At 41.2% G+C, this 26433-nt stretch carries 22 protein-coding genes; 2 read left to right on the top strand and 20 right to left on the bottom strand.

Annotated features, from left to right (window positions below):
• The coding region (locus BLQ05_RS12155; protein ID WP_143000952.1) for a PKD domain-containing protein at positions 1–2228 on the bottom strand (2228 nt) is incomplete at its 3' end.
• An 11-nt stretch (positions 2229–2239) separates the two neighbouring features.
• Complete coding sequence (locus BLQ05_RS12150; RefSeq protein ID WP_143000951.1) at positions 2240–2515, bottom strand: hypothetical protein; 276 nt, start codon at positions 2513–2515, stop codon at positions 2240–2242.
• 557 nt (positions 2516–3072) lie between these two features.
• Here BLQ05_RS12150 and BLQ05_RS12145 point away from each other — a divergent pair.
• On the top strand, positions 3073–3831 hold the full coding sequence (locus BLQ05_RS12145) for a UDP-2,3-diacylglucosamine diphosphatase (protein WP_023577510.1): 759 nt from the start codon (positions 3073–3075) through the stop codon (positions 3829–3831).
• Here the strand turns inward: BLQ05_RS12145 and BLQ05_RS12140 are convergent, their stop codons facing one another.
• From BLQ05_RS12140 to BLQ05_RS12130, 3 genes are all read right to left on the bottom strand, one after another.
• Positions 3832–4287: a hypothetical protein gene (locus BLQ05_RS12140; protein ID WP_023577511.1), complete on the bottom strand. Its 456-nt coding sequence runs from the start codon at positions 4285–4287 to the stop codon at positions 3832–3834.
• Between the two features lie 177 nt (positions 4288–4464).
• Complete coding sequence (locus tag BLQ05_RS12135) at positions 4465–5766, bottom strand: HTTM domain-containing protein (RefSeq protein ID WP_035654994.1); 1302 nt, start codon at positions 5764–5766, stop codon at positions 4465–4467.
• Positions 5756–6700: a bifunctional riboflavin kinase/FAD synthetase gene (locus tag BLQ05_RS12130; protein WP_023577512.1), complete on the bottom strand. Its 945-nt coding sequence runs from the start codon at positions 6698–6700 to the stop codon at positions 5756–5758. Before BLQ05_RS12130 ends, BLQ05_RS12135 begins: the two co-directional genes overlap by 11 nt.
• 168 nt (positions 6701–6868) lie before the next feature.
• Here BLQ05_RS12130 and BLQ05_RS12125 point away from each other — a divergent pair, with 168 nt between their 5' ends.
• Positions 6869–10174 (top strand): zinc-dependent metalloprotease, encoded by a 3306-nt coding sequence (locus tag BLQ05_RS12125; RefSeq protein WP_023577513.1) that lies wholly within the window; start codon positions 6869–6871, stop codon positions 10172–10174.
• Positions 10175–10526: 352 nt separating this feature from the next.
• Here BLQ05_RS12125 and BLQ05_RS12120 read toward each other — a convergent pair whose 3' ends face one another.
• From BLQ05_RS12120 to rsmA, 15 genes are all read right to left on the bottom strand, one after another.
• The gene (locus BLQ05_RS12120) at positions 10527–12578 is read right to left on the bottom strand and encodes a T9SS type A sorting domain-containing protein (RefSeq protein ID WP_051365786.1); all 2052 of its coding nucleotides are present in this window, start codon (positions 12576–12578) and stop codon (positions 10527–10529) included.
• A 267-nt stretch (positions 12579–12845) separates the two neighbouring features.
• On the bottom strand, positions 12846–15689 hold the full coding sequence (locus tag BLQ05_RS12115) for a T9SS-dependent choice-of-anchor J family protein (protein ID WP_023577515.1): 2844 nt from the start codon (positions 15687–15689) through the stop codon (positions 12846–12848).
• Positions 15690–15997: 308 nt separating this feature from the next.
• A complete protein-coding gene (locus BLQ05_RS12110) occupies positions 15998–16279 on the bottom strand; it encodes a TM2 domain-containing protein (RefSeq protein WP_023577516.1) in 282 nt (93 codons plus the stop codon).
• Positions 16280–16324: 45 nt separating this feature from the next.
• A complete protein-coding gene (locus tag BLQ05_RS12105; RefSeq protein ID WP_023577517.1) occupies positions 16325–16723 on the bottom strand; it encodes a VOC family protein in 399 nt (132 codons plus the stop codon).
• The gene (locus tag BLQ05_RS12100) at positions 16716–17117 is read right to left on the bottom strand and encodes a hypothetical protein (protein ID WP_035654996.1); all 402 of its coding nucleotides are present in this window, start codon (positions 17115–17117) and stop codon (positions 16716–16718) included. The genes BLQ05_RS12105 and BLQ05_RS12100 overlap by 8 nt, the downstream gene beginning before the upstream one ends.
• A 142-nt stretch (positions 17118–17259) precedes the next feature.
• A complete protein-coding gene (locus BLQ05_RS12095) occupies positions 17260–17733 on the bottom strand; it encodes a hypothetical protein (protein ID WP_023577518.1) in 474 nt (157 codons plus the stop codon).
• 94 nt (positions 17734–17827) lie between these two features.
• The gene (locus tag BLQ05_RS12090) at positions 17828–18427 is read right to left on the bottom strand and encodes an REP-associated tyrosine transposase (protein ID WP_023577519.1); all 600 of its coding nucleotides are present in this window, start codon (positions 18425–18427) and stop codon (positions 17828–17830) included.
• A 219-nt stretch (positions 18428–18646) separates the two neighbouring features.
• Positions 18647–19084 (bottom strand): VOC family protein, encoded by a 438-nt coding sequence (locus BLQ05_RS12085; RefSeq protein ID WP_023577520.1) that lies wholly within the window; start codon positions 19082–19084, stop codon positions 18647–18649.
• Between the two features lie 273 nt (positions 19085–19357).
• Entirely contained in the window at positions 19358–20161 is an 804-nt protein-coding gene (locus BLQ05_RS12080) for a hypothetical protein (protein ID WP_023577521.1), read from the bottom strand.
• 112 nt (positions 20162–20273) lie between these two features.
• Positions 20274–20762, bottom strand: coding sequence for a hypothetical protein (locus BLQ05_RS12075; RefSeq protein WP_035654999.1), 489 nt, complete (start codon positions 20760–20762; stop codon positions 20274–20276).
• Complete coding sequence (locus tag BLQ05_RS12070) at positions 20759–21667, bottom strand: hypothetical protein (protein ID WP_023577522.1); 909 nt, start codon at positions 21665–21667, stop codon at positions 20759–20761. Before BLQ05_RS12070 ends, BLQ05_RS12075 begins: the two co-directional genes overlap by 4 nt.
• 506 nt (positions 21668–22173) lie before the next feature.
• Positions 22174–22677, bottom strand: a complete 504-nt coding sequence (locus tag BLQ05_RS12065) for a hypothetical protein (RefSeq protein ID WP_023577523.1) — start codon at positions 22675–22677, stop codon at positions 22174–22176.
• A gap of 159 nt (positions 22678–22836) precedes the next feature.
• Positions 22837–23811 (bottom strand): 2-hydroxyacid dehydrogenase, encoded by a 975-nt coding sequence (locus BLQ05_RS12060; protein WP_023577524.1) that lies wholly within the window; start codon positions 23809–23811, stop codon positions 22837–22839.
• 499 nt (positions 23812–24310) lie between these two features.
• Positions 24311–25663 carry a magnesium transporter gene (mgtE, locus tag BLQ05_RS12055; protein ID WP_035655002.1) on the bottom strand — a complete coding sequence of 451 codons (1353 nt, stop codon included), beginning with the start codon at positions 25661–25663 and terminating at the stop codon, positions 24311–24313.
• On the bottom strand, positions 25653–26432 hold the full coding sequence (gene rsmA, locus BLQ05_RS12050) for a 16S rRNA (adenine(1518)-N(6)/adenine(1519)-N(6))-dimethyltransferase RsmA (RefSeq protein WP_023577526.1): 780 nt from the start codon (positions 26430–26432) through the stop codon (positions 25653–25655). The genes mgtE and rsmA overlap by 11 nt, the downstream gene beginning before the upstream one ends.
• Position 26433: the final 1 nt, after the last annotated feature.

The raw sequence follows: 26433 nt of genomic DNA, 5'->3' as shown, positions 1-26433 counted from the left end.
GTTGACGAATAAGTTCCACCCGTTGTGAAACCAGCTACTCCCGTTGGTGTCGGATTTGATCCGTTACTACAAACCGGTGTCGGATAACTGAATCCAGTTGTCGGTACTACACTGGAGTTAACCGTAATGGTCCCTGTAGCTGTAGCCGCAGGTGTACATCCTCCGGATGTTGTTACGGTATAATTAAATGTTCCGGCAACTGTAGGGGTCCCACTAATAGTAAAGACTCCTGCAGAATAACTTCCTGTAACACCCGTTGGCAATCCTGAGACGGAAGCTCCGGTAGCGCCTCCACCTACAGCATAAGTTATGGTAGAAATTGGATTGTTAACACAAACTACTTGATTTGTAGTTCCTGCCAATGACGTAAGGGTTAAGGTCGGCAACGATCCTATTGTAATGGGAACATTGTAAGTAGTGGAACATCCGAACAAATCAGTAGCAGTTAATGTATAAGTGGTGTTCGTCGTTGGTGAAACTGTTGGAGACAAAGTGGTACTGTTAACCATATTTGTTGTCGGACTCCATGAATAACCGGTAATGCTGTTAAAATCTCTCAGGGTAACCGCCCAGGAGACCAAACTTCCGGTTCCACCGCCACCTCCTCGGTTATCGGCAACTTTTAATGTCCAAGTAGTATTGGCATTTCCTCCAGCTGCATTTATGGCATCCAAAACCGTTTGCGGAAAACAATAAGTTGCCGTACCGCTAACAACAGGTAATGGAAGTGGTGTGAAATTATAGGTGTTACCGTTTACAGTAATCTGTACGGCTGTTGGGACAGGCCCTCTTCCAATATCACTGTGATCGGTATGGTTAATGGTAAAACAGATGGATTGTACCGAACCTGTTGTTAGCGTCGTATTGACCATTCCGGTTGAAGTTAGCGCATTTGTCAACCCCGTCGCATTATTATTGGGTATGGCTGTATTAACATTATTGGAAAACAATCGGTCATTATATGGTGTCCCTAAAGACAAGACCCCGTTCAAATTTACGCTATCCCCGGCACAAATAGTTGCCGAAGACGGATTAACGACAATTACAGGACCCGCATTCAGGTTTATCCTTTTTGACATTACACTTGTACATCCGTTTCCGGTTACAACAAGAGATATCAGATAATCTCCGGTACTGGTATAGGTATGGGTTCCCGGATTAGGACTTGTTGAAGTTGTACCATCACCAAAATTCCATAAATACGATGAAGCCCCTACAGAACTGTTCGTAATCGTTACCACTAAAGGCACAGAACAGGACGATGCCGGTGTAGCTGTAAAATTAGCCGTAGTCCCCATCTGAAAAGTACCTCCCCAATCCAATGTGAAACCATTGTTGGTCTGACTGTAATTGTCAATAAGCAAAGCATATGTTCTTCCGGCGGTAACCGTTATTGGCGCATTAAATTCGGCCGGACAGGGTTCGCCTGTGGTTGTGGCCAACATCCCAAAAGTAGATCCCGGAATACCACAACTGAAAGGGCCGGCTGAGGCATAATTATAGTTACAGGAAACCAATGTTCCCAAACAACCCGAAGTGACATCATATAATGCCCAATCGTATTCATCGGCAGCAATTGGAGTACCCAAAAACTCTAATGTTCCCGTTACCCCCACCGTAAATTTAACCCAAACGTCTTTTCGTACCGGAGCCGCAAAACATGCGGGTTGAACACCACTGGCACTGAATCCGCTAAGATCAGGATAACTCATACTCGATTTATCACAAACATTTGAAGCTGCACTACAGGTGTTCCCAGGACTGGCTGCCGGTGGTGTTGAATTGATACACACCTGAAAATCTCCAGTACTGGCTCCATTTGACTCAACTGAAACCCAAACCTGGGTACCGGGAACCAAACCTAATGTACTGGTTACGGCATTCGTTCCGGTTCCGGAATTACACATATCGTATGTTCCGGAGCCACAACCTGAAGCAATAAGGGTAACCACCACGTTGGAAAGCGGTGAAGCGCCATTAGGAGTTACCGTAACGCTGTTATTGGCATTGGTAGCGATAAACGTAAACCAAACCTCATTTCCGGGTCCGGCAGTGTCGCAGGTAATTATTCCATCACTGGTAGCGTTGGTATTGGACGAATTAAAACAAATACTACCCGAAGCAGGAAGTGCAACGGCCAACGCATTGCTACAAACATCGTTTGAAGGAGTCTGAGCCCAAGTTCCAAACGACACTAACAGTAAAAATATCAAGTATATTTTTTTCATGACAATTCAATCTAGTAGGTTGAAATTATATCTAATTTTCTTTTCTTTTGGATTTCACTTTTAGGCAAAACCATCAATCTGACTGCAGAACCCAATTGAACATAAGTAACTTGCGTTTCCGTTCTGTTGGCCTCTATGAGCTGATCTATGTTGTAAGGTATTGCCGGTTTGAGTCGGGGGTTTTTAACCTGAATCTGAAAAGTTCCTTCGTATTTTTTTAACTTTTCGGTAATCGTCAAATTGTCTTTTTTAGGCGTCTCCTGACCAAAAATTGTCACGGAAAGCATAAAAAAGCAAATAAGCAAAAACAATTTTTTCATTATAATTAGGAGTTAAAGGGTTGTTATCAGTGTAAAAATGACATGCGAATCCATCGGGTTGTCAAAAGATGACTTCCGAATAAACCGCATTTTTAAAATCTCGATGGAAATCAAAACAAGGATTGCTGTTTTGATCCTATTTTACAGGCTTTCATAGCTTATAAAATACACTAACGCTAAGGAATCTAAAGTAGTTTTGTTTCATGTATGTAGAATATTCATTATTAACTAATTGTTAAAAAATTTCAAATTTGAACAAAAATGATAAATTTTAACACATATTCAAATTTATTTCAAAAATTTTTCACATCATAAAACGTCTTTTGTTAAAAAAATCGACAAAAGCAAATAAAATCGATAAAAACCAGAATCAGCTGCTTTAAAGCATTTCTGTTCTCAATCTTAAATGAAGTGTTCTTCACATTGTACAACGAGGAGTGTTTATCGGATTAATCGCACTTTAAACGAATCCCAAGCGAAAAGTTATTTACATTTCATATATTTGGTTCCACATTTTTTCATTTATGAAACTCCCTAACGTAAAAAAAGCGTATTTCGCCTCCGATCAGCATTTTGGCGCACCCACCGCTGAATTGAGTTTTCCGCGAGAACAAAAATTCGTCGCCTGGCTCGATGAAATCAAGCACGATGCCGATGTTTTGTTTTTATTGGGTGACCTATTTGATTTTTGGTTTGAATATAAAACCGTTGTCCCAAAAGGATTCGTGAGAGTATTGGGAAAACTGGCCGAACTGCGCGACAGTGGCATTCCCGTCTATTTCTTTGTGGGAAACCACGACTTATGGATGTACGATTACTTTGAAAAAGAATTGAACATACCAGTATATCACAAGCCGAAACACTTCACTATCAATGGGAAGGAATTTTTCATAGGTCACGGAGACGGCTTAGGCCCTGGAGACGTAGGGTATAAAAGAATGAAAAGGGTCTTTACCAATCCGTTTTCGAAATGGCTTTTCCGATGGCTGCACCCCGACATTGGAGTGAAATTAGCCCAATACCTCTCCGTAAAAAACAAATTGATTTCGGGAGAAGAAGATGTTAAATATCTGGGAAAAGAGAACGAATGGCTCTACCAATATGCGCAGAAAAAACTGGAAACCAAACACTATGACTATTTCATCTTTGGCCACAGGCATCTGCCTCTTGAAATCTTATTAAAAGAAGAGTCCCACTACTTCAATCTGGGCGATTGGATAGGCTATTTTTCCTACGGTGTTTTTGACGGAACCACTTTCGAGTTGAAGCGTTTCAATCATTAATCATTCATGGGTTAAATGACCATCGCGTACCGTTTTTCCTTTCCAATACTGCATTAGGGTAAACGCTGCAATAGCAGAAGATGCCAACCCTTCAAAAAGTAAACCGGCACAATACTGGTAAACCGATGGGCTTCCTCCAAAAAGGAAAGCTTCAGACAGGGTTTTGATATACTCTTCCCCGCCTTGGATGTGAATGTAAATATTTAGGCCTATGATACTTAAAATTACACCTACAAAAGCCGTCAAGGCCCCTGAAGTGAGATTAAAAAGATAATCATTCTGTCCGCCATAAATATTAGCCTTGATGGTGCGGTTAATTCCGTAGAAAATAATGAATACATTCAGAATTCTCAGAAAGAAATTATCAGACAATCCCAACACCTCCATAAAGAGGAAGTAAATCCCGATTCCCACAAAAATGATAAACCCGTTTATAAATTCTCTTGACTTAAACATAGCATTCCATTTATTAGTTAAAAACCTAAGAACAAATTCGCAGCGAATACGTTAATTCACCGTTCTGACAATCAGACCTTTAACAAATTTATAAAATGTTTTTGAATAAATCACCCAAGACATTCACAATTAACCATTTAAGATAAAAAGAAGCGCAAACCAATCTTCCCTTCCTAATCAATGAAGCAAAATCCAATCGTTATGCCAAAAATAATCCCATTGGGCAGTCGCCAAATCGGTTTCGGGATCAATAAGGGTGATCAAAGGCTTTTGATTGACTGAAACCCTGCAGTCGGCATAAATACAGACTTCCCTACCTTGTCGAAGATAGTGGGATTTTATACGTTGTGCCATCTGCCAAATCATATCGGGTTTAGTGGACATTCCGTCAATCTGCCTGCGGGTCAAATGTTTTTCCAACGGATAATACAGCTGTTCCTTTGTGTGTTTATCAATGATTTTAAAAACAACAAACCCGCTTCGTTCCCGCAGCATCATGCGCCAGCTTAACCGGTGTCCTTCCTCGGTGAACAAAACATCGCCCTTAATAAACCAATGCCGAAGCGGCAAAAGCAACTGAAGAATAAAATAAGGCACGAACAACCAATAAAACAAGGTCTTTCGGGAGTTCATTGCGGAATCAGCCGTAACTACTGGCTTGCGTTTGAAGAAAAAAGCACGAATGGTTTCCGGAGAATAAAAGAACACCGCAAAACTTAAAGCAAAATATGGAAACACCCCAATTTTAAGAAAAACCGAATTAAAAAGATGAAACATCAAAGAGACAATAATTGCTAAAGTACGGGTACGTTTCCAAAGCAGCATCGGGATGATCAAACCATCGAAAGCAATCCCGGCATAGGCAATAAAAACATGAAACGAAGCGTTGGAAAACACCCCGTGCATCCATTGATAATCGCGGATTCCCGTAAAAAGTATTCTGGTATACGTGCCGTCGAGCCAATCGGGATAAAATTTTGCCACGGTGGCAAAGAAATAAACGATAGCCATCTGAAGAATCATCACCAACGAACACCAGGCCGGCATGGAAAGTCGCTTTATTTTTGGATTTAGCCGGGCATCCATCGAGGCGTATTCGTTAGCAGGAAGAAAAAACATAATAAATCCCACCAACATCAGCAGATAGTAATGATTGTTATAGGATGTTTTTTGCATGAAATAAGTTCCGGCCCACAACACCATAAGCCATCCCAAACTGAGACGGTACCTGTACCCCAACATGACCAACAACGACAAACACCCCATGATACCATAATAGAAATACATTCCGTATCCGGGCAACGGCTGCAACCATTCCATCCCAATATGGGAAAACGTAAACTCGGTAACGACAAAATTATTCCTCACCCAACCCGTTATAATCGCACCAAAGGTCTCACAGGCGAACAGGAATCCGAAAAAGATCCTGAACAGAACCAAAGGGGCGTTATCAATCGGTCGGAATAACTTAGAAACCATTCAGAAATCGGTTAGAAATATAAAGCTGTGCGGTCTGCTTATCGGTATCCAACTGCTGCTTCAAGGCATCAACGGAAGGAAACTTTTCTTCGTCTCTAATCTTTTCGTGTATGGACACCGTAATCATTTTGGTGTACAAATCCTGATTGAAATCAAAAAAATGCACTTCAATACTTTGAACATCTCCTCCTACCGTAGGATTAATTCCGATGTTCATCATCCCGTAAAACTTTAAACCGTCAATAACCGATGACACAATGTAAACACCGTTTTTCGGAATCAGCTTGTAAGTATGGTCAACGGCAATGTTTGCAGTCGGAAAACCAAGGGTACGACCAAGTTTTTTGCCTTCAATCACCGTTCCGGAGAAAAAATAATCATACCCCAGATACTGATTCGCCAAGAAAATGTTACCGGCGTCCAAAGCATTTCGGATTTTGGTGGAACTGACCGAAACATCGTCAATCTCCTCTGCGGAAATCTGCTCCACTTCAAAGCCGTAGCGTTCCCCAAACCGAATCAGATCATCGATACTGGCCGTACGGTTTTTCCCGAAACGATGATCGTAACCGATAATGATTTTTTTTATTTTGAATTTGTCGACCAAGATATTCTTAACAAATTCTTCCGCTGTTAGCTGTGAGAAAAGTTCATCAAAGGGATGAACCACCAAATTTCCGATTCCGAATTTCTCAAGAAGCACGGTTTTCTCTTCAATGGTATTCAGCAATTTGATTTCGGCATCCTGCTGCAACACCATTCGGGGATGTGGGAAAAAAGTAAGCACCAGACTTTCACAACCCAAAACCGAAGCGGAAGTCGTCAGCTTTTCCAGGATGCGCTGATGTCCGATATGCACCCCGTCAAAAGTACCGAGGGTAACCACGGTTGCTGAAGAAATGTCGAATTCCTGTATGGATGAAAATACTTTCAATAGTTTTTGTTTGCACAAAGGTAACCAATGCAATCATATTTCAAAAAAGATAAGCAAAAGTTTTTGAATTCATTTTCAATAGATTAGAAGTGTTTTTTTTATCAAAAACGAAAAAAAATGTGAAAAAAAATATATATTTGACACACTAACTAACAAAATAACTTAAAAATGAAAAAAAAACTACTATTTTTAGTCTTGGCTTTCTTTTCCGTTTTAAATTCACACGCACAGGAAAAAAAAGTGTGGCATTTGATTAAGGAAGAGACTGTCCGTCAGGAAGCAAAAGTACGAAGAAGTTCCTTTCCCGAACGTTATTCAATATGGAAACTGGACATGACGTCTTTAAAGAATCAATTGGCAAATTCACCGGTTCGAGGCGAATTTAAGGGAACTTCAAACGTTATCATTGAATTGCCGAACGCTAACGGTGAAATCGAAAAGTATTCCGTATTGGAAACTCCGATTATGGAACCCGAATTGGCAGCAAAATTTCCGATGATCAAATCCTATGTGGGAAAGGGAATCGATGACCCAACTGCAACGGCAAGGTTTTCAGTAACCCAGTTGGGACTGCACAGCATGGTACTTTCCGCCGGAAAAAGCACGGCCTACATTGATCCTTATACCGAAGATCGGAGACACTACATCGTTTACAACAGGGCCTCATTAATTGGAGACAACCAAACTTTTGAATGCCTTACGGATGAATCCAAACATTTGGCGTCATTGGAAAACGACCGCAGAGCAAACGCAAACGAACGGGAAGATACCAACGACAGAAAATTAAGAACCTATCGTTTAGCCCAATCCTGTACCGCAGAATACGGAAATCTTTTCGCGGGAACCGGCACCCTGGCCCAGCAAAAAGCAAACATTCAGGCGCAAATGGCGGTAACCATGACCCGCGTTAACGGGGTGTATGAAAACGACTTGGCCATTACAATGATTTTTGTTGCCAACAACGATGCCATCATTTATTTGGGCGCAACGAACTCCGACCCATGGAACGGTGAATTCAACACGCAAACCGGAATAACAATCGATGCCAACATTGGTTTTAACAACTACGACATCGGACATAACTTCAACACCAGCGGAGGTGGAAATGCGGGATGTATCGGCTGTGTTTGCGGACCGGACACAAATCCTACAGGTAATCACAAAGGAACTGGTATGACTGGAAGATCCAATCCTACCGGAGATGCTTTTGATATTGATTATGTGGCGCACGAAATGGGGCACCAGTTTGGAGGATTTCATACTCAGAGTAGTTCTGGTTGTCGCTCGGGAAGCGGCTTAACAGAAGTTGAACCGGGATCGGGTTCTACCATTATGGCCTATGCCGGAATTTGCAACACCAACGTTCAAAATAACAGTGATGCTTATTTCGCCTATGTGAACATCAGAGATATCATGGAAAATGTGAAATTCGGAATAAGTTCGTCTTGTCCCCAAATCACAAATTTCAGCAACAATCCACCTACCGCAAATGCCGGAAGGGATTACGTAATACCACGATCTACCGCATTTATGCTAATCGGTCAGGGTTCTGATCCGGATGGGGATCCCGTAACTTACAATTGGGAACAAAATGACCCCGGGAACCCTAATTCAACAGCGGCGCCAACAGCAACCAGAGCAGTGGGACCAATGTTCCGATCACTGTGGGGAACAACTTCTCCTATCCGTTACATGCCGAATAAAGCAACGGTTCTTGCCGGAAACACATCCAACACCTGGGAAGTGTGTCCTTCGGTTGGAAGGGATTTAAATTTCTCGCTAACCGTAAGAGACAACAACGCGGCGTTAGGACAAACCGCTACCGACTTAATGAAAGTTACCGTTAACGGAACTGCTGGGCCATTTGTCTTGAACATCCCCAACACAAACGTTTCCTGGCAAGCCGGAACAAATCAAACCGTGACCTGGAATGTGGCCGGCACCGACGTAAACGGAATCAATGCTAAATTTGTGGACATCTATCTGTCTACAGACGGCGGAAACAACTTTTCGACCTTATTGGCAAGCAAAGTTCCAAATGATGGAAGCGAAACCATTACGATTCCAAATACTCCCGGAACCACCAACAGAATAATGGTACAAGGATGGGATAACATCTTTTATGATGTATCCAACACCAATTTCACTATTACCGCACCAGCAACCACATTTGCAGTTGCATTCAATGGGGTTGCAGGAGAACAAAACAAGGCCGCATGTCAGGGTGCAAACGTTACCTACACCATAGACTATAAAGCTTTGGGTGGATTTAACGCTACCACAACATTCAGTGCGACAGGAAACCCTGCTGGTTCAACGGTTGCTTTCTCACCAACCTCGATGAGTGGCACAAACGGAAGCGTAACCATGACAATCAGTAACACCGCAGGAAACACTGCAGGTATGTACAACATTATCGTAACAGCAACTTCAGGGGCAACAACAAAAACGGTTCCTTATTATTTCGAATTGTTCAATTCAAATTTCGGAACAATGTCACTTACTTCACCAGTTAACAATGCCGTGGGACAAGGAACCAGCTTAAACTTGACTTGGGCTGCAAACGTCAATGCGACTTCGTATGATATACAGGTTGCAACAGACGTAGCTTTCACAAACATTATCAGCTCAGGAAATACAACTTCCACCACTTATTCTGTTTCCGGCCTATCACAAGCAACAGATTATTACTGGAGAGTTTTACCTAAAAACGTTTCTTGCAGCGGAACGTATAGTTCGGCCAATAAATTCACAACAGGCACAATTAACTGCGGCACAACGGCTTCAACCAATGTTCCGCTAACAATCGCAACCACTGCAAACGTAACAATCAATTCCACTTTAAACATTCCGGCCGGAGGAACGATTGGCGATGTTAACGTGACTATGAATGTAAGCCATACCTGGATTAACGATATGACCGCCACATTAATAAGTCCTTCCGGAACCCAGGTACAGTTGTTTGCACAACCTTGTACCAGTAACAGCATCCAGAATATCATTGCCACTTTTGACGATGACGGAGCAAACGTTGTTTGCGGTACCAATCCGGGTATTTCAGGAACCGTAAAATCCTCCCAGTTACTGTCTGCGTTCAACGGACAGTCATCTACCGGCACCTGGACATTGCGAATTTTTGATGCCTTTAATCAGGATGGAGGGTCGTTAAACAGCTGGAGTCTGAACATCTGCACCGTTCAAACTGCCGGAGTAGACGAAAACGCCCTTAAGAATTTCGTTATTTACCCGAATCCAAATAATGGTGATTTCAATATCCAATTCGAATCCGCTTCCGGAAATGAAATCAAAATAAATGTCCACGATATCAGCGGAAGAGTTATTTTTGAAAAAACGTATCAGAATACAGGCACCTTCAATCAGAATCTGCGATTAAATAATGTTCAGGCAGGAACTTATTTGGTAACCGTTCAGGATGGTGACAACAAAACAACAAAACGCATTATCATAAAATAATTCCTTTTAAAAAAATGAAAAGCCTCGTTAACGCGAGGCTTTTTTGTTTTTACAACACTACAATCCCATCTTCTTTCAGAGGAAACCATTCGGTATATAAACCAACTTAATGCGTTAAAAAAACAAACGGGAAGAAGGAAGAATACCGAAGACAACCACTATAGCTGTGTTTACACTCTATTCCATCGGGACACACTGAAAGCAATGCCCGCCAAAGCTCAAAATCAGCTTTAAAACTAACCGGAATTCAAAGAACCCCAACAACCTATACTGATAAGAAAACAACCCCAATAAAGCACAAAAAAAGAGGATTGAAAAATCAATCCTCTTTAATAATCCTATTTTAAAACTATTAGTTCTTGATAAAACGCAATGTTTTTGAAGAACCGTCTTTATCAATCTTAACAAAGTAAACACCGTTGGATAATCCGGAAGTATTAACCGTTAGATCCGATTGAGATACTTTTTCTTTAACCATTACCGTCTGACCGATGCTGTTAATGATTGTATAGCTATCCGGTAATCCTAGTTCACCCATATTGATGTTTAAAACACCGTTAGTTGGGTTCGGATACAAACTCACCGAATTATCGCTGTTGAAATCGGCAGCACTTAATACCGCAATCTTGAAGGATTTGGATTCGGATGTGCTAAACTCAGCGCCACTGGCAATCAGTTCATTTGTTGGAGTTCTTAACTCATAGAACCCGTTTCCGTAACTACAGCAAATACCATCACCATAAGAATCATTAATTGTAAAAGTATAACATTCGTTAGTTGCCAATGTCCACGTCTGATTGAAAACTGCAGGCATACTTGGATTCGCATCCGCAGTCGCTGCACCGGAATATAACGTTACGTTAGCACTGTTCTTTAATGTCCATGTAGTCTCGGAACCATAAGAATCTCTTTGCAACGTAAAGTTAACCTGTGTCGAACTGTAAATTGACACGGTAAAGTTAGCCGATTTAGTGTTATTTGCACCATTTTGGTCGGCCACACCATTAACTGTAGATATAGAGGTGTTAAATGTATGAGCACCGCTGGTCGTGGTTAATGTTGGCAATGTAATAACTGTTGAAGCTCCGTTAGCCAAACTTCCGTTCCAGTTATAGTTCTGTGGATTTACACCATCAATGTTATAGGTAATCACAGCACTAGTAAGAGTTGTAGTACCTATGTTCGTTAATGTTAAAGTAGGCGCAAAAGAGTTTTGGCACGCAGCTAAATTAAGATTTGTAATATCCAAAGACCCGTCAAATCCATACACCACAGGAGGGTTACATGCTGTGGAAGCTCCTAAAGTACTTCTTCTGGTGGCATTGGCCAAAACAGTAAGAATTCTCGTTTTCTGATTTTGGGTAAAGATATTCATACAGGTATCATCGGAATAATCCATATAGTTTTCAACCATATCGTTACCGGGAGCAGCCGGACAGGAATTATTTCCTGTTGCGCAACCAAAATTCGGATCGGCAGCCATTGGTGTGTCATTACAATAATCATCAGCCACACACGCTGCCCCGTCTTCTGCCCAAAGGTGACGTAAACCTAACCAGTGTCCTACCTCATGAGTTGTTGTTCTACCTCTGTCATATGGCGCGGCATAAGTTCCACCTGGGTATAATGCACTGGATCCAAAGGCATTGTAAGCCATAATAACCCCGTCTGTAGTAGCGGGACCACCATTAGCATTTAATCCTGTTAATCCTGAATTACTCGGGAATTGCGCATAACCTAACACACCGTTCAAATCACCACTGAAACGGGCGGTCCACATGTTAAGGTAACGGGTAGGATCCCAGATTGTGCTTGGTTTTAAAGTACCCTCAACACCGGACTGGGTCCAACTGGCTGTGTTTAAATTTACACGATTGATACCATTGGTAGCACCGCCGCTTGGGTTTTGCTGAGCCAAACAGAATTCCACTTCAACATCGGCACCAACAGGATTCGTATTGTAACCCGGTGTTCCCAACATTCTTCGGTAATCCTGATTCAAAACCGTAATTTGTGAAATAACCTGCTCGTCACGAATGTTTTCTCCCGCTCCATAAGCATCCCCATTGTGAATTACGTGAACGACAACGGGAATTCTGATAACAGCGTTAATCCCTCTTTTCCCGGCATTCTTTCTCTTAAACTCCTCAATTTTCGGAGCCAGCCAATTTTCGAATTGCTCGTTGGTAAGTCGGTTGGGAAATTTACTCTGCAACTGGTCTTCATATTCGGTCGACATACATCGTATATGCCCTGCATGAGGTTGTTGATTTCTTTCGGCAATAACCTGTCCGAAAGTTTTTGGCGCCTTACCTTGCTTTTGTTTGATTTGTCCCTGAGCAGAGACAGTCATCAAACCACTTAACAACAAGGCAAAAAAACCGCAATTGGTAATTTTTTTCATAGTGTAATACATATAGTTTTGTTAGTTCTAAAAAGTAAAAATAATCATTTTCAATAAATTAACTAAAATTTAACCTCAATTTTTGATAAATCAAATTTTTATTCACGGATTATTGCCAAAAAAAGGGGATTTCTCATAAAAACAAAATGTCCGATTATGACGTATTTAGGAACTTGACCACACTGTTTATTCGTGATTCTCTGCTTTGGTAAAAACAAAAAGAGGGTTGAAATACATCAACCCTCTTTTTCAATCGAATTAAAAAAACTATTTCTTGATAAACTGCAATGTTTTAACACTGCCTTCTTTTTCAATTTTAATAAAGTAAACTCCAACACTATAATTGGATGTATTGATACTTAAATCTTCTTGAGAATTCACGTTAACTTTATCGATTACCTGACCGATACTGTTGTATACGGTAAAGCTAGTAGATGTTCCGAATTCTCCTGCCATATTGATATTTAAAACATCTCTTGCAGGGTTTGGATACACCGTAACGGCATTAACCAATTCAAAGCTTGACGCACTCAAAGTGGTATCGCTACCAAAATAATATACGCCACCCAATCCGTTGGCCAGTGTAGCCGTTAAGGTAACATTAGGACCAAATGCCCCAACTGTAGCTGCATAAGGCACAGCAACACCGTCTTTAACAACTCTTAATTGTGTTCTTGTTTTTCCGGTTGCTGCTTCCCAAGCGGCAATTTCAGCTTCAGTGAAATAGAATTTCAATGTTACGTTTCCGGATGCATTGTTTGTTGTAGGTGTAACGGTAAATCGTTTTGCCATTACAAAGTTCGCAGGTACGTTATTACCGTTATAGGCAACTGCAGCTGCTCCGGCAGTAGCCTGATCTCTTGAAACCGCAACCGTTGTACAGCCGTAGTTGAAATTGTCGCTGGTTAAATCAGCCATAACTTTTCCTGTCGTATTATCTTTGGCATAAACAACCCCATTCGAAGGAATTGCCACCTGATATTGCGTTGCCGTATTTACCGCAACCTGAACATCGGTATTCACAGTAGCGGTTAAACTCATCGTATCCAACAACAACAACCCTGTTGCAGTCGCATTATTTATGTGTCTGAAAACAATGTATCCGGTCTGACCGGCAAAAGGAAGCAAACTATGCGTTTTCAACGTTGAAGCTGATGCCCCAATCGTAGCCGGAGCCTGCAATACAGTACCTGACGTGATATTAGCCGCAGATGAAACATTTGTCGTAAAATAAACCGCATAATCACCAGCAACTGCACCAGCACCAGCAATAATATAATTTAATGTTATAGCCGAAGCACCGGTTGGAATGGTAAATTGCGGGCTAATGATGAAATTGTTCGGATTAGCACTTCCTGTTCCTCCAATATAAGATAGATTTTTTGCAGAATAAGCACATCTTCCGGTAATCGTATTTGGCGCAGTACCGATACCATCAGCACCGTTAACAATACCCCAATTTCTTCCATCACCATCACCATCTAAAGCAGTCCAGCCAGTTGCGCTTTCGAAATCTGTAGAATACAAAGTATTAACCTGAGAAGCATTTGGAAGGACATCGTTATCCACAATTGTAATAACTATGGAAGAAGCTGCCGCATTTAAAACAGCATCCCCTCCGTTTGCATTTAGCGATAAGTTAACCGTAAACGTTTCAGCGGTTTCAACAAACCCGTCGTGGAACACACGAACTGTTAAGTTTTGTGTTGTAGTGGATCCGGCAACGAACGTTACGGACGGATTCACAATCTGATAATCCACCCCTTGAGTGGCAGTACCGCCTCCGGCTACGTTGAAAGTAACCACTGCGTTAGCTGTAGCAGCCTTACCGATGGTCACCGGAAAAGTAACATCCGTATAACTGCAATTGGTGTTTTCATTTATAGAACCTGTAGGATCATTAAAACGAATGATTGGCGTAGGAGTCTGACAAGCCGTAGAGGCGTTTAACGTATTTCTTCTCGGAGAATTCTGCATTACCGCCACCATTCTGGTTTTCTGATCGTTGGTGAAGGTATCCATACAAGCATCATTGGTATAGTCCATGTAATTCTGAATCATATCATTCCCTGGGGTTGCAGGACATGAGTTAACCAGAACACAGTCATAATTTGCATCACTTGCGGCCGGTGTATCGGCACAATAATCCTTATCCGCATTGGAGTTTGTAGCCGGACATGTGGCGTTGTCACCCCAGATATGGCGTAACCCCAACCAGTGACCTACCTCATGTGTCATGGTTCTTCCCAGATTGTAAGTACTGTTCATGATAAAAGTACCGTCATTTTCCGCGATGGTTCCAAACGCGTCGAAACTGGCCACAACACCATCCGTGTTGGCAGCCCCACCGCTGGCATTAAGACCTGCCAAACCGGAAGCGTCCGGAAACTGGGCATAACCCAACAAACCGTTTAAACCGGCCGGTAAATTAGCACCACCGGCTCTGATAGTCCACATGTTCAGATAATTGTTCGGATTCCATTGCGTAGCCGCTTTCATGGTTTCCACATCGGAACGCAACTCCCAGTCTGCTCCGCCCGCACCATTGGTCACGGCATTTGTATACGGAGCAATATTATGTCTAATGATACCGGTAGTAAGGTTACCGTTAGGGTCTGTTTGTGCCAGACAGAAGTTGATTTCCACATCAACAGCCAATCCCGTACTGTTCGCACCACCCGGAGTTCCAGCCAAACGGCGGTAATCCTGGTTCATCACATTAATCTGAGAACGTGCCTGAGCATCGGTAATGTTTTCCCCTGTTCCAATCGCATCGCCATTGTGCACGATGTGAATTACAACCGGAATGTTATAAACCACCTGCGTATTTCTTCCGGCAGCACGATCGGCTTTGATTTGTTCGATTTTGGGAGCTAACCAGGCTTCAAACTGTTCTGTGGTCGCTCTGTTCGGGTATTGTGCTTTTAAGAAAGCCTCATTTTCATTGGTATAACATCGGATGTGTCCGCTTGGGGTTAATTTCTGATTGGGAAGTTCTATTTTTTTCCCAAACTGAACCGGACCACCCTGTTGCAAAATTTGGCCCATCATCGCATTGGAAAACAATCCCAATAATGATAGCGCTAAAATTTTAGTAGTAGTTTTTTTCATAATTACATAAAAGTTAGTTAAGTTTCGCAAAATTAAGAATAATTTCTTGAAATGGACATATCAAAAATCTTAAAATAACATCGTCTCAAACCAAAACATACCGAAATAGTGTTAAAAAAACACCCTTTAAATCATTATATTCGCAGTAAAAATCAGCAAAATCAATAAAAACTGCAATAACCGCCGGATTAATTCCCCTTTAATAGACGTGCGGTACAGTTCGTCTTCCAAAACAACAAAAGCGCCTGTTAGGACGCTTTGTATCGTATAAAAATACTGATGTAACAGGCAATAAGTGACCGTATCAACTAGAACCAAGGCCGCTTGTTTTCCTGATAGGTCTGGTAAAACTCCTGATCGCTTTTGGTCAGGTAAATGATACCTTCGATAAAGCCGATTAAACTTCCGGCGCCACAGGTTACGAAGGTAATTACGATTTGAAGAATCCCTTCTTTGGAATACCCCAAAATGAATTTATGAATTCCTAATCCTCCAAAAAGAATTCCCATAATTCCTGCCAATACTTTTTTATTTTCCTGCTGAGGCTGTTGTGGCTGATTCCAGTCCTCTCTTGGTTTAGTAACTTCCATATTTTTGGTTTTGGTTAATTATTGCTGTGCTAAAATACCTTTTTTTTACAGAAATGCCTTATCAACAGGCTCCCATAGTTCTATTTTATTACCGTCAGGATCCAGAATCCAGCCGAATTTCCCGTAATCATACGATTCCATTTCCCCTACAACCGTTACGCCTTCTTCCTTTAAAACTTCCAGAAGCGCTTCCAGATTGTCGACCCGAAAGTTCATCATAAACTGTTTCCGGCTCGGCTCAAAATATTTGGTTTCGGCCGGAAAAGGCGACCATTGGGTGGAACAGTCGTTTCCGTCCTTATCTTTCCACCAAAACGTCCATCCGTATTGATCGGTAGGGATGCCCAAATGGTTTTTGTACCAGTCTTTGGTGGCATTCGGGTCGTCGCATTTGAAGAAAAAGCCGCCCAGTCCGGTGACTCTCTTGAGGTCTTTGTTACTCATGTTTATGGATTTTAAAGAAAACGGTTGTAGCCAGAAGCAACAGCACGCCTTCTATGGTAAAGAAAAACAAATGGTTGAACACTTCTTTGGCAATATAACTGCAGCCCAAACCGAAAAGAATCAAACCTAAAGACAATAACAACCCCTGAAGTCGTGCGTTATTGCTCCCGTTTTTTATGGATTTGGCGATAAAAAACATCCAGAACCCCGACAACAGCATCATGATTGACGAATACAGCCAGATCATTTGCATGCCCTGAGCAGCAGGTTCCTGAATTTCGCCTTTGGCAATATGGTCCAGTACGGCAGGAAACCCCATAAAGGCATGGGGAATAAACTGCAGGCAGGTAACGGTGCCCACAAAAAGGACGAGGTAATAGGCAATCTTATTCATGCTTTTTTTGGTTTTGGTTTATAAATATATTAAAATATTCACAAAACAAGGTTGCCTTCAAAAAAAACAAAACGTCCCCAGTTACATCGTTAGGAAGTTTTTGTGATGTGTTTGTATTGGCTGTAGCAGTAAGTGAAAGTGGTCATTTGCTTAAAACCGCCTGCCACACTATATAATTTTTCGGAATCCGGTAACTTGCCGCATACAAAAGCGGCTTTTCGTTACTTTCCTTAAACTCGGCAAAGGCTTTTCGGTACCATTTTGCGTCGCTGGGGTCTCCGCCATAATCTTCGGCCACTTTTACACCATACAAATCGCCGTTCAGCCAAGGCTCGATGCCCAGAATTCCGATGCCCAGTTTCTCCACCCGGTTGAGGACGGTTTCAAAATCGGCTTCCGAAAAATAATGTATGGCTTCCGAATCCATACCCTCATTTCTGTTTTGGAGTCCGGTAAACACGTTGGCTTTCAAATACGCTAATTTTTCGGCCTGTCGGGCTTTGCTTTCTTTTGTCCGATTGAATTCTTCAATATCGGCTTTGGCCTTTTCCGCATACTTACTTCCGTAGGCTGCTGCGACGATAATCACGATTAGAAATAGAATAATTTGTGTCATTTTTTGAAATAGCCCGATACCACTCCGGGCGTTTTGTTACCGGCAAGGATTCATTGGCACACCGCTGCGCAAAGTCTCCCGACTTTGCGTCAAACTAATAACTATCATGATACTTAAAAGCACTGTTTTTTAGCGCATCTATAACTGGGTTATCAGCTTTTTCGACAGTCAAAATACCTTCGCCATTTATGTAATTACTTGCGCTCGAGTAAATATATTCCGAAGTTTTTGCCACAATACCGGCACGAACAGGATTTAAATGGATGTAATCTAATTTTGACCACATGAATTTTTCCGAATATATCTCTTCAGCATGATTGCCATATTGCCAAAATTGGTAATTTTTGTTTCGGCTGTGAGATGTTGTAGCTATTCTGAACCGTTCAAGCATCCATTCTCTCCTACTCTCTGGTTCTGTTTGCATTTTATCTAAAATTGTTTTTGCGGTAAACTTTTTAAAATCTCTAATTAAATCCGATAATTTTCCATCTTTAGATTGTACAATTAAATGAATATGATTACTCATAATCACATAGCCATACAAAATCATTCCTTTATTTTTAATACAGAAATCCAAACAATCGATAATGCAATCACGATAACTTTTTCTGGAAAAAACATCAATCCAGTCTACTACCGTGGCTGTGATAAAGTGTGCGTTTTCTTGTTCTCTTATAACATATCCTTCTTTCATGGCGTGTAAATCGTTTTATCAAATATAATAAATTGCCTTATTTTAATGAAAAAGCCACAACGTTACTGCTGTAGCTTTTTGTTTATTAATGCGCAAAGTCGGGAGACTTTGCGCAGCGGGGTAGCAAAAAAAGCCACGACATCTCTGGAGTAGCTTTTTTGCTTAATTATAACTCAAAGTCGGGAGACTTTGCGCAGCGGGGTATTCGCTGTTTTCTGCTTATATTTTTCCATTATATTTCGGGTCAAAATCCACCATCCATTCAATACCGAATTTGTCTCTGAACATTCCAAAATAGGAACCCCAAGGACTGTCGCTAATAGGCACTTCAATAGTTCCGCCTGCGGAAAGCCTACTAAATAACCTGTCGGCTTCCTCACGGCTTTCTGCGCTTATCGATATTTTAGATCGGTTTTCGTTTTCATTTACCCGGCCCATACTTTCCGGGACGTCATTGCCCATTAAAATATTGTTGCCAATAGGCAACGCAATGTGCATTATTTTATTTGCATCGTTTTCTGCTACAGGAAATTCAGGGCTTGACAGGTCTTTTAAACGCATAACCATTGCAAACTCTCCGCCAAATGCCGATTTGTAAAAATTGAATGCTTCTTCGGCATTTCCGTTGAAGTTAATGTGTGGATTGATAAGTGCCATAATTTTAATTTTTTAAAGTTGTTGTTGTCCTTTCTTATTCCAAATACCTGAATGTTGCGTGTCGCACTACACAGACACCCAACTTAAAATACAGTTCTACTACCTAAAAGTAAGCAATATAAAGCTAAAACCGGCAAGACAACCCGTGCTATTCAGGAATACTTACCTTCACAGTATTTTGTGATGTTAACAAAAAAGCCACAACACTACTGCTGTGGCTCTTTGTTTAATTATCGCTCAAAGTCGGGAGACCTTGCGCTGTGGGGATTTTCATTAATTCCATTGTAAAGTCAGACGAATTTCCATTCCTTCATTTACTATTGTGACCGTTGTGGGCTGCAAACTTCTGTAAGGATTCAAGTCAAGTTTCAGACTGTTAATCTGATAATAGGGTTGTTGCACTAATCCCTGACTTTTGGCTGCATAAAAAATTATATCCGTGTGATAATATTCATGGTTATTGGGATAATAGTTTCCTGTGTTATATACTTTTACCTTATAATTTGCACTTGCGATATCCCAAACTTTAGGATAATACATGATACCTCCGTCTCCCCAATTATCATCATTTTCTGTTGCTACATATTTTATTGTTTCTGAACCTGATTCATCCAGCTCTCTTATGTCAAATTTCAATTTCACATAATAACCGAGATTGGTTACATAAAATTGACCGTCATAAGCATAGGATAACATTTCCACTTTTTTTATGGAAACGAGTTTTTTTGGTCTTTCAGCAACTGCAACTGTCTTTTGAATTGTTGTACTTTCGGTATTATTATAATCAATTTTTGCTTTTATCGTAAAACTGCCAAAAGAAGAAAATGCTTTTTCTAAATCGTATGAATTTGCGACTTGAGTATTGTTTACAAACCAAGTAATGTTATGGATATTCGCACTGTTTGGATTTCCAACACTAAATATAACATTGTCAAGTTCTTGAATATTTTGAACATTCTGAATTATTGTAAAAGTAGGAACTGTTGGAGAAGTATCAGCACCATCATCTGAATTACTCGAGCAAGAAAATAGCATCAGAATAATTGCGCACAAGAATGACTTTTTTATTGTTTTCATATTTATAGGTTTGATTTTTTTTGTTTTATTACTAAAGTCAAATATACAAAAAGAGGGTTCAATTTTGCCCTTTACGGCATTTATATAAATCGTTGTTAGTTGCAGGTTTGCTTTATTCCTCTATTCTTATTATTCGAAATAGTACAATCAAACTTCGTAGAGTACTTATTGAAATTACAACACTTAAACTAATAACAATTTTATGAATAGTTTCATTTGAAAAATTCTCACTTGAAATCCAAAAAAAGTATGCCAATATAAAGGTGAAAGTAAGTTCAATAATTGAACCTTGAAAAACTTCAACAATTCGTTTGTAATTTTTCGGCGAAAAAAATAATTCTAAAGGATTTTTAGCTGTTTCTGGAGCTTTATTAGAGATATTAGATTTGATTGCAGCAATAATGGTTAATGAAGCTAAAATAAATCCTGCAAGTGAAATAGATGCGGAAATCAAATCTGATAAAATTGAGAGATGAATTTCTTTAGAAGCAGGAATGAAGTCTATAATTCTAAGACAGCTATTTGCAATCCAAATTAAACCCACAATAAGGATGTCGGATTTTATAGCATTATTTAAATAGAAATCAATTAGCTTATTCATCGTAGTCTTAATTTATCCAGTTCCGCAAACATTTTCTCAAACATATCTTCGGAAATAATAGTTTTCTGTTTTCTCTTTCTTTGAACTTTTACAGGACTGTATATTTTGTCTAAAAGCAAATCAAATGTTTCTAATAAATTATTTTTCTCTTCATCTTCAGCTTTGACTTTGAGATAGTTAAAAATATGTCGGTCCGAAGGATTTTCACTTAAAAAATTAATAAGATTAAATAATGAATTTTTAATCATGGGTGTATCAGAAAATGTTCGATAATCGACTTTGAAATCCAATACAGCATATTGGTTTTCAAAATGATTTGTTGCTGCTTGAGCGGATTGAAAGATATTACCATCCATTTTTTTGAGTTTAGGAAGATTATCTTTATGAACTTTCATTGTCAGTTCAGAAATTCTGTTAATACGTGTTTTTAATCTTGTTAAATCACTATTTACTATAGGAGCATATCCAATTTTTTCAACTTCTCCCTGATCTATACCAATTCTTGTTAAGTACCCAACAATGTCGATAATTTTAGCACCTGGATGATTATACTCAACAGCAATAGTTGTTTTACTTTTTCTGCAATCCATAAGTATGTGTGTTGTCTCAACAATTCCATCATATTCATCACCTTCAATCTCAGTAACGACATCAGTATTCATATTGATTAATTCAGGAAACAGATCAAGTCTTACACACCGAACTTTTGCATTTATAATTCCATCTTTATTTGTTATTCCTTGAATAAAGATGTACTTGTCTCCAAATCTTTGATATCTAATTTTTGCTCTTGTTACCGCTAATCGTGTTACAGTGGCAAAAAAAGTAGAAATAGTTGTATTATCAATAAATGAGAAATCTAATTCATAATAATTTATGTATCGTTTTACTTTAATAATGTCCATATCTTGTTTTTTATAAATATAACTATTAATAAGTTAGTCATTCAAAACTTGCATACAACTCACAAATACATGAGATACTACCTACAATCCTGCAATATAGTTTAAAAACAAGCAACACACAATCCCCATATTCAGTGATTCTCCCCTCACCACATTTAGTGATGTCAAACCGGGATAAAAACGTCCCGAACCTATTAAAAGGGGTTGTTAGCGTATTTTAATACGTCCCACCACGTATTAAAATAGGTTCGGAGCGTATTATAATACGTCAACCAACGTATTAAAAAGGGTTTCGAACGTAGTATAATACGGTAACTAACGTAATAAAATAGGTCTCGAACGTAGTAAAAAGGGTTGACCAACCCATTAAAAGGGGTTCCGAACGTAGTATAATACGTTCGAGGACGTATTCTTTTTCGTTAAAACGCGCTAAACCTCAATGGAAAGCATAAAAAAAACCGACAGTAAACTGTCGGTTTTAGTGTTTTTTTAGAAAGCAATGAGTATTACACCACCACATTTTCATCGCCTTGCTTGGCGGTTTGCGTACTTCCGGCTGGTCTTCCGGCAAAGAACTGCCCCAACTCATTCACCTTAGTCTGATACCCTACGGCCTGTGTAGTCACTTTGTATTTGGCAAAATCATAATCCGACAACGCCGCCTGATAATTGTCCCAATCGTGCAGGATTTTGGCATTGTTCAAGCCGTCGATTAAACTCTGCAAACGTTGGATGTTGGTTTGCAAAAAAGCACGGGTGTCGAAATCGTTTAGGAATTCGGTCCAGTCCACATCCGGGCTGCTCAGGTTGGGCTGGCTGTCGCGGAAGTCTTTTACCTTGTTGATGATGAGTTTGTTTTGTTCGTTCACGCTTCCGTACTGTTGGCGTTCGTCGGCCGAAAGGTTGGCCAGTTTGGGTGCTAAAGCCGTTTCTAAAGCGGTAACGGCATTGTTCACGGTGGTTTTCTCTGCAGCGCTGAAATGTCTGCTGTCAAAATTCGTAAATGGCATTGTGTGTGTTTTATAGTTATTATCCCACAAATATGATGCGAAAAAGAATACTATAAAAATGTATCTATACTATTTTACTTACTTTTTATCAACACACTATCACATAATTGTTAATAAACGTAAGAAATACCACAATCCTCCGTAGGAAGGAACTAAAAATTACCGGTACAACTGCACAATCTTATCCGCAATGGTCTGTGCCAGTTTGATTTTGCTTTCCATCGTCCAGCCCGCTATGTGCGGGGTGAGCAGTACGTTATCGGCTTGCAGGAGGTAGTCGAAAGCGGGTGGTTTTTCGTGGTCAAACAAATGTTCGAAGGAGAGTTTTTCATATTCCAGCACGTCCAGTCCGGCACCGAGGATTTTTTTGGATTGCAGGGCGGCTACCAAATCGGCAGTGACCACGCTATTCCCCCGGGCGGTATTGAGGAACCAGAACGGTTTGGCAAAGGCATTGATAAAATGGGCATTGATCATTTTATCGGTTTCGGGTGTCCATGGGGTGTGCAGACTTACCACATCGACTTGCTGTAAAAATTCAGACAACTTTACCTGACGTGCATTTTCATCGCCAACGCCGTTTGCAATGTCATAACACAACACCTCCACGTCGAACCCGCGAAGTTTTTTTGCAAACGCTTTTCCCATGTTTCCGTACCCGATGATGCCCACGGTTTTCCCGTCGAGTTCGTGCCCGCGGTTGCTTTCCCGGTTCCAGTGCCCGCTGCGCACTTCCCTGTCGGCCTTGTTCAGGTTGTTGAAAAGCGACAACAGCATACCGAGTGCGTGTTCCCCCACCGCGTTGCGATTGCCTTCGGGAGCGGCGATTAGGGCAATGCCTTTGCTTTCGGCATAGTCGCAATCGATGCTCTCCAGTCCGGCGCCTACCCTTGCGATGAATTGCAGGTTGGTGGCCTTGTCGAGAAAATGGCGGTCGATTTTAAAACGGCTGCGAATGACGATCCCGTGGTAATCGTGGATTTCGGCTTCGATTTCGTGTTTGGTGGCTTTGAAGTCTTCGAAATTCTGAAATCCGGCTTGTTCCAACTGTTCCCACAACAACGGATGGTTGCTGTCGAGGTGCAGAATTTTGGTTTCGGTAACGGGTTGTAGGGTGCGGTTTGTATTGGCCATAGGTCGAAATAAAAAATAAAGATAGGGATTTCGGTGGCATCTAAAAAATCGAACGGGTTACAACGGCAAAATCTGAGACTTTCATTAACCTCTAAAGCGGTTGAAAAACTATAGGCTACACTATCTTTCGCTTTGACTTCTGAAAATTTTAAACCACAGATTACGCGGATTTCCACAGATTAATCATATTCTGGTACTGGTTTGCATCACAACTGAGACAAAAAAGGTTTCTTTTATAGCCCTGATGGTAGTGGAAATCCTGTTATTCTGAGATGGTGTAGCAAGCTCGCAATGACAGATTGGAGCGTCCCGAAAGCTATCGGGAAGCAGGAACAGGGATTGCTAAGAAGCCCGGACCATTCGCTCCGGATTCCGCCTTTCGTCGGAATGGACTAAATGCCATCGCTAGTGAGTTCCTCCAAAGGGAACACCCCTAAAGCCCCCACAAGGGGACACTTCCGATAACCCAATTAGTTTTTAAAAACAGGCATGGAATACCCTAAAATCCTAAAATGACTTTGGCAATGGAGAAGTAAATCAATATCCCGAGTATATCGTTACTGGTCGTGATAAAGGGTCCGGTAGCGAGTGCGGGATCAATCCCATATTTGTTAAGGATAATGGGAATAAAGGTTCCGATTAGGGAAGCGGTAATGATTACCGTGATTAGGGCAATGGCAACGACTTCGCCAATGGCAATTTCAAAGCCCAGCAGGAAATGACTGCCCAGGAACAGGATAACCGCCAGAATGAACCCATTTAGCAAACTCAGCGACAGTTCTTTGAACAAGCGCTGCGCCAAGGTTCCGGTAATGGTATTGTTGGCCAAACCCTGCACGATAATCGCCGAGGATTGCACGCCCACATTTCCGGCCATCGCGGCAATAAGCGGTGTGAAGAAAAACAGTTTGCCGTGCTCTTCCATGATGGCTTCGAAAAGACCCATCACGCGAACGGTGATAAAACCACCCAACAACGCCAAGACCAACCACGGCAAACGCGCGCGGGTGAGTTCCAGAATGCTGTCATCGGCTTCCACGTCCTGCGAGATACCGGCCGCTAACTGGTAATCCTTGTCGGCTTCTTCCTTAATCACGTCGATAATATCGTCAATGGTGATACGGCCCACCAATCGGCCCATTTCGTCCACCACGGGTATGGCTTCCAAGTCGTATTTTTGCATGATACGGGCTACTTCCACATCGGGGGTATCCACTTTCACGTAATCCACTTTTTTGATGTACACCTCACTGATGGGGGTTTTGGTGGAAGTGGTCAACAAGTCTTTCAACGACAAACGGCCTTTCAAACGGTCTTCGTCGTCCACCACATAAATCGAATGGACGCGGGTTACGTGTTCGGCCTGTTGGCGCATTTCCTTTACGCAGGTGAGTACGTTCCAGTTTTCGTTCACTTTCACCAACTCTTTCCCCATAAGACCTCCGGCGGTATCCTCGTCGTAACGCAACAAATCAACAATGTCTTTGGCGTGTTCGACGTCTTCCAGCTCGGAGATTACCTCTTCCATTTTGGACTGCGGCAATTCGGCAATAATGTCGGCCGCATCATCGGTATCCAACTCGTCCAGTTCTTCGGCAATTTCTTTGGCTGAAAGGCGTCGTAAGATGTTTTCCCTTAAATCGTCTTCCAGTTCCAACAGGATTTCCGCGGTTTTCTCGGAATCCAGGACTTTAAAAATATAGGTAGCCTCTTCGAAATCCAGTTCATCCAGAATTTCGGCTATATCAGCATGGTGCAAGTCATTCAGGAGGACTTCCAGTTGCTGGTCGTTCTTGCTTTGAATGAGTTGCTCTAATTGTTGAATTAGGTCTTTGCTGATTTTAAACTCCATCGGCTCCTATTTTTTGGGTCAGTTCTATAAATTGTTCCACCGAAAGTTGTTCCGGACGGAGGTCAAAGATACTATCTTCTCGTAACTTATCCGAAAGGTTCATCGATTTTAAGCTGTTGCGCATGGTTTTTCTGCGTTGGTTGAACGAAGTTTTCACCACGGTGAACAATAATTTCTCATCGCAGGGCAATTGGTAGTTTTCCTTACGGATCATGCGCATCACGCCCGATTTCACTTTGGGTGGTGGGGTAAACACGTGTTCGTCTACCGTGAAGAGATATTCCACATCGTAAAACGCCTGCGCCAAAACCGACAGGATACCGTAGACTTTGCTTCCTTTTTTGGAGCAGATACGTTCAGCCACTTCCTTTTGGAACATGCCTGAAAATTCCGGAATCTGGTCGCGCAGTTCCAGTGTTCGGAAAACGATTTGTGTCGAAATATTATACGGGAAGTTCCCGATGATGGCGAACGGTTCGTCTTTGAAAACCTCCTTAATGTTGTATTTCAGGAAATCTTTGGAGATGATTTTTCCGTGCAGTTTCGGATAATGTGCCTCGAGATAGGTTACGGATTCGGTATCGATTTCGATTACGTAGGTGTCGATGGGTTTTTCCAGTAAATATTTGGTAAGCACACCCATACCCGGACCGATTTCCAATACGTTTTTGTAGCCCTTCAATGTCAAAGCATCGGCTATGTTTTTGGCAATGCTTTCGTCGTTTAAGAAGTGCTGCCCGAGGTGTTTTTTTGCTTTTACTTTATCCATG

It is taken from the genome of Flavobacterium saliperosum, assembly GCF_900100625.1.
Classification (GTDB): domain Bacteria; phylum Bacteroidota; class Bacteroidia; order Flavobacteriales; family Flavobacteriaceae; genus Flavobacterium; species Flavobacterium saliperosum.
This window is presented reverse-complemented; position numbering and strand designations above follow the sequence as displayed.

Coding starts and splice junctions, on each gene's coding strand:
- BLQ05_RS12150 (WP_143000951.1), bottom strand. CDS start 2,515: ATGCTTTCCGTGACAATTTTTGGTCAGGAGACGCCTAAAAAAGACAAT.
- BLQ05_RS12145 (WP_023577510.1), top strand. CDS start 3,073: ATGAAACTCCCTAACGTAAAAAAAGCGTATTTCGCCTCCGATCAGCAT.
- BLQ05_RS12140 (WP_023577511.1), bottom strand. CDS start 4,287: ATGTTTAAGTCAAGAGAATTTATAAACGGGTTTATCATTTTTGTGGGA.
- BLQ05_RS12135 (WP_035654994.1), bottom strand. CDS start 5,766: ATGGTTTCTAAGTTATTCCGACCGATTGATAACGCCCCTTTGGTTCTG.
- BLQ05_RS12125 (WP_023577513.1), top strand. CDS start 6,869: ATGAAAAAAAAACTACTATTTTTAGTCTTGGCTTTCTTTTCCGTTTTA.
- BLQ05_RS12120 (WP_051365786.1), bottom strand. CDS start 12,578: ATGAAAAAAATTACCAATTGCGGTTTTTTTGCCTTGTTGTTAAGTGGT.
- BLQ05_RS12115 (WP_023577515.1), bottom strand. CDS start 15,689: ATGAAAAAAACTACTACTAAAATTTTAGCGCTATCATTATTGGGATTG.
- BLQ05_RS12110 (WP_023577516.1), bottom strand. CDS start 16,279: ATGGAAGTTACTAAACCAAGAGAGGACTGGAATCAGCCACAACAGCCT.
- BLQ05_RS12105 (WP_023577517.1), bottom strand. CDS start 16,723: ATGAGTAACAAAGACCTCAAGAGAGTCACCGGACTGGGCGGCTTTTTC.
- BLQ05_RS12100 (WP_035654996.1), bottom strand. CDS start 17,117: ATGAATAAGATTGCCTATTACCTCGTCCTTTTTGTGGGCACCGTTACC.
- BLQ05_RS12095 (WP_023577518.1), bottom strand. CDS start 17,733: ATGACACAAATTATTCTATTTCTAATCGTGATTATCGTCGCAGCAGCC.
- BLQ05_RS12090 (WP_023577519.1), bottom strand. CDS start 18,427: ATGAAAGAAGGATATGTTATAAGAGAACAAGAAAACGCACACTTTATC.
- BLQ05_RS12085 (WP_023577520.1), bottom strand. CDS start 19,084: ATGGCACTTATCAATCCACACATTAACTTCAACGGAAATGCCGAAGAA.
- BLQ05_RS12080 (WP_023577521.1), bottom strand. CDS start 20,161: ATGAAAACAATAAAAAAGTCATTCTTGTGCGCAATTATTCTGATGCTA.
- BLQ05_RS12075 (WP_035654999.1), bottom strand. CDS start 20,762: ATGAATAAGCTAATTGATTTCTATTTAAATAATGCTATAAAATCCGAC.
- BLQ05_RS12070 (WP_023577522.1), bottom strand. CDS start 21,667: ATGGACATTATTAAAGTAAAACGATACATAAATTATTATGAATTAGAT.
- BLQ05_RS12065 (WP_023577523.1), bottom strand. CDS start 22,677: ATGCCATTTACGAATTTTGACAGCAGACATTTCAGCGCTGCAGAGAAA.
- BLQ05_RS12060 (WP_023577524.1), bottom strand. CDS start 23,811: ATGGCCAATACAAACCGCACCCTACAACCCGTTACCGAAACCAAAATT.
- mgtE (WP_035655002.1), bottom strand. CDS start 25,663: ATGGAGTTTAAAATCAGCAAAGACCTAATTCAACAATTAGAGCAACTC.
- rsmA (WP_023577526.1), bottom strand. CDS start 26,432: ATGGATAAAGTAAAAGCAAAAAAACACCTCGGGCAGCACTTCTTAAAC.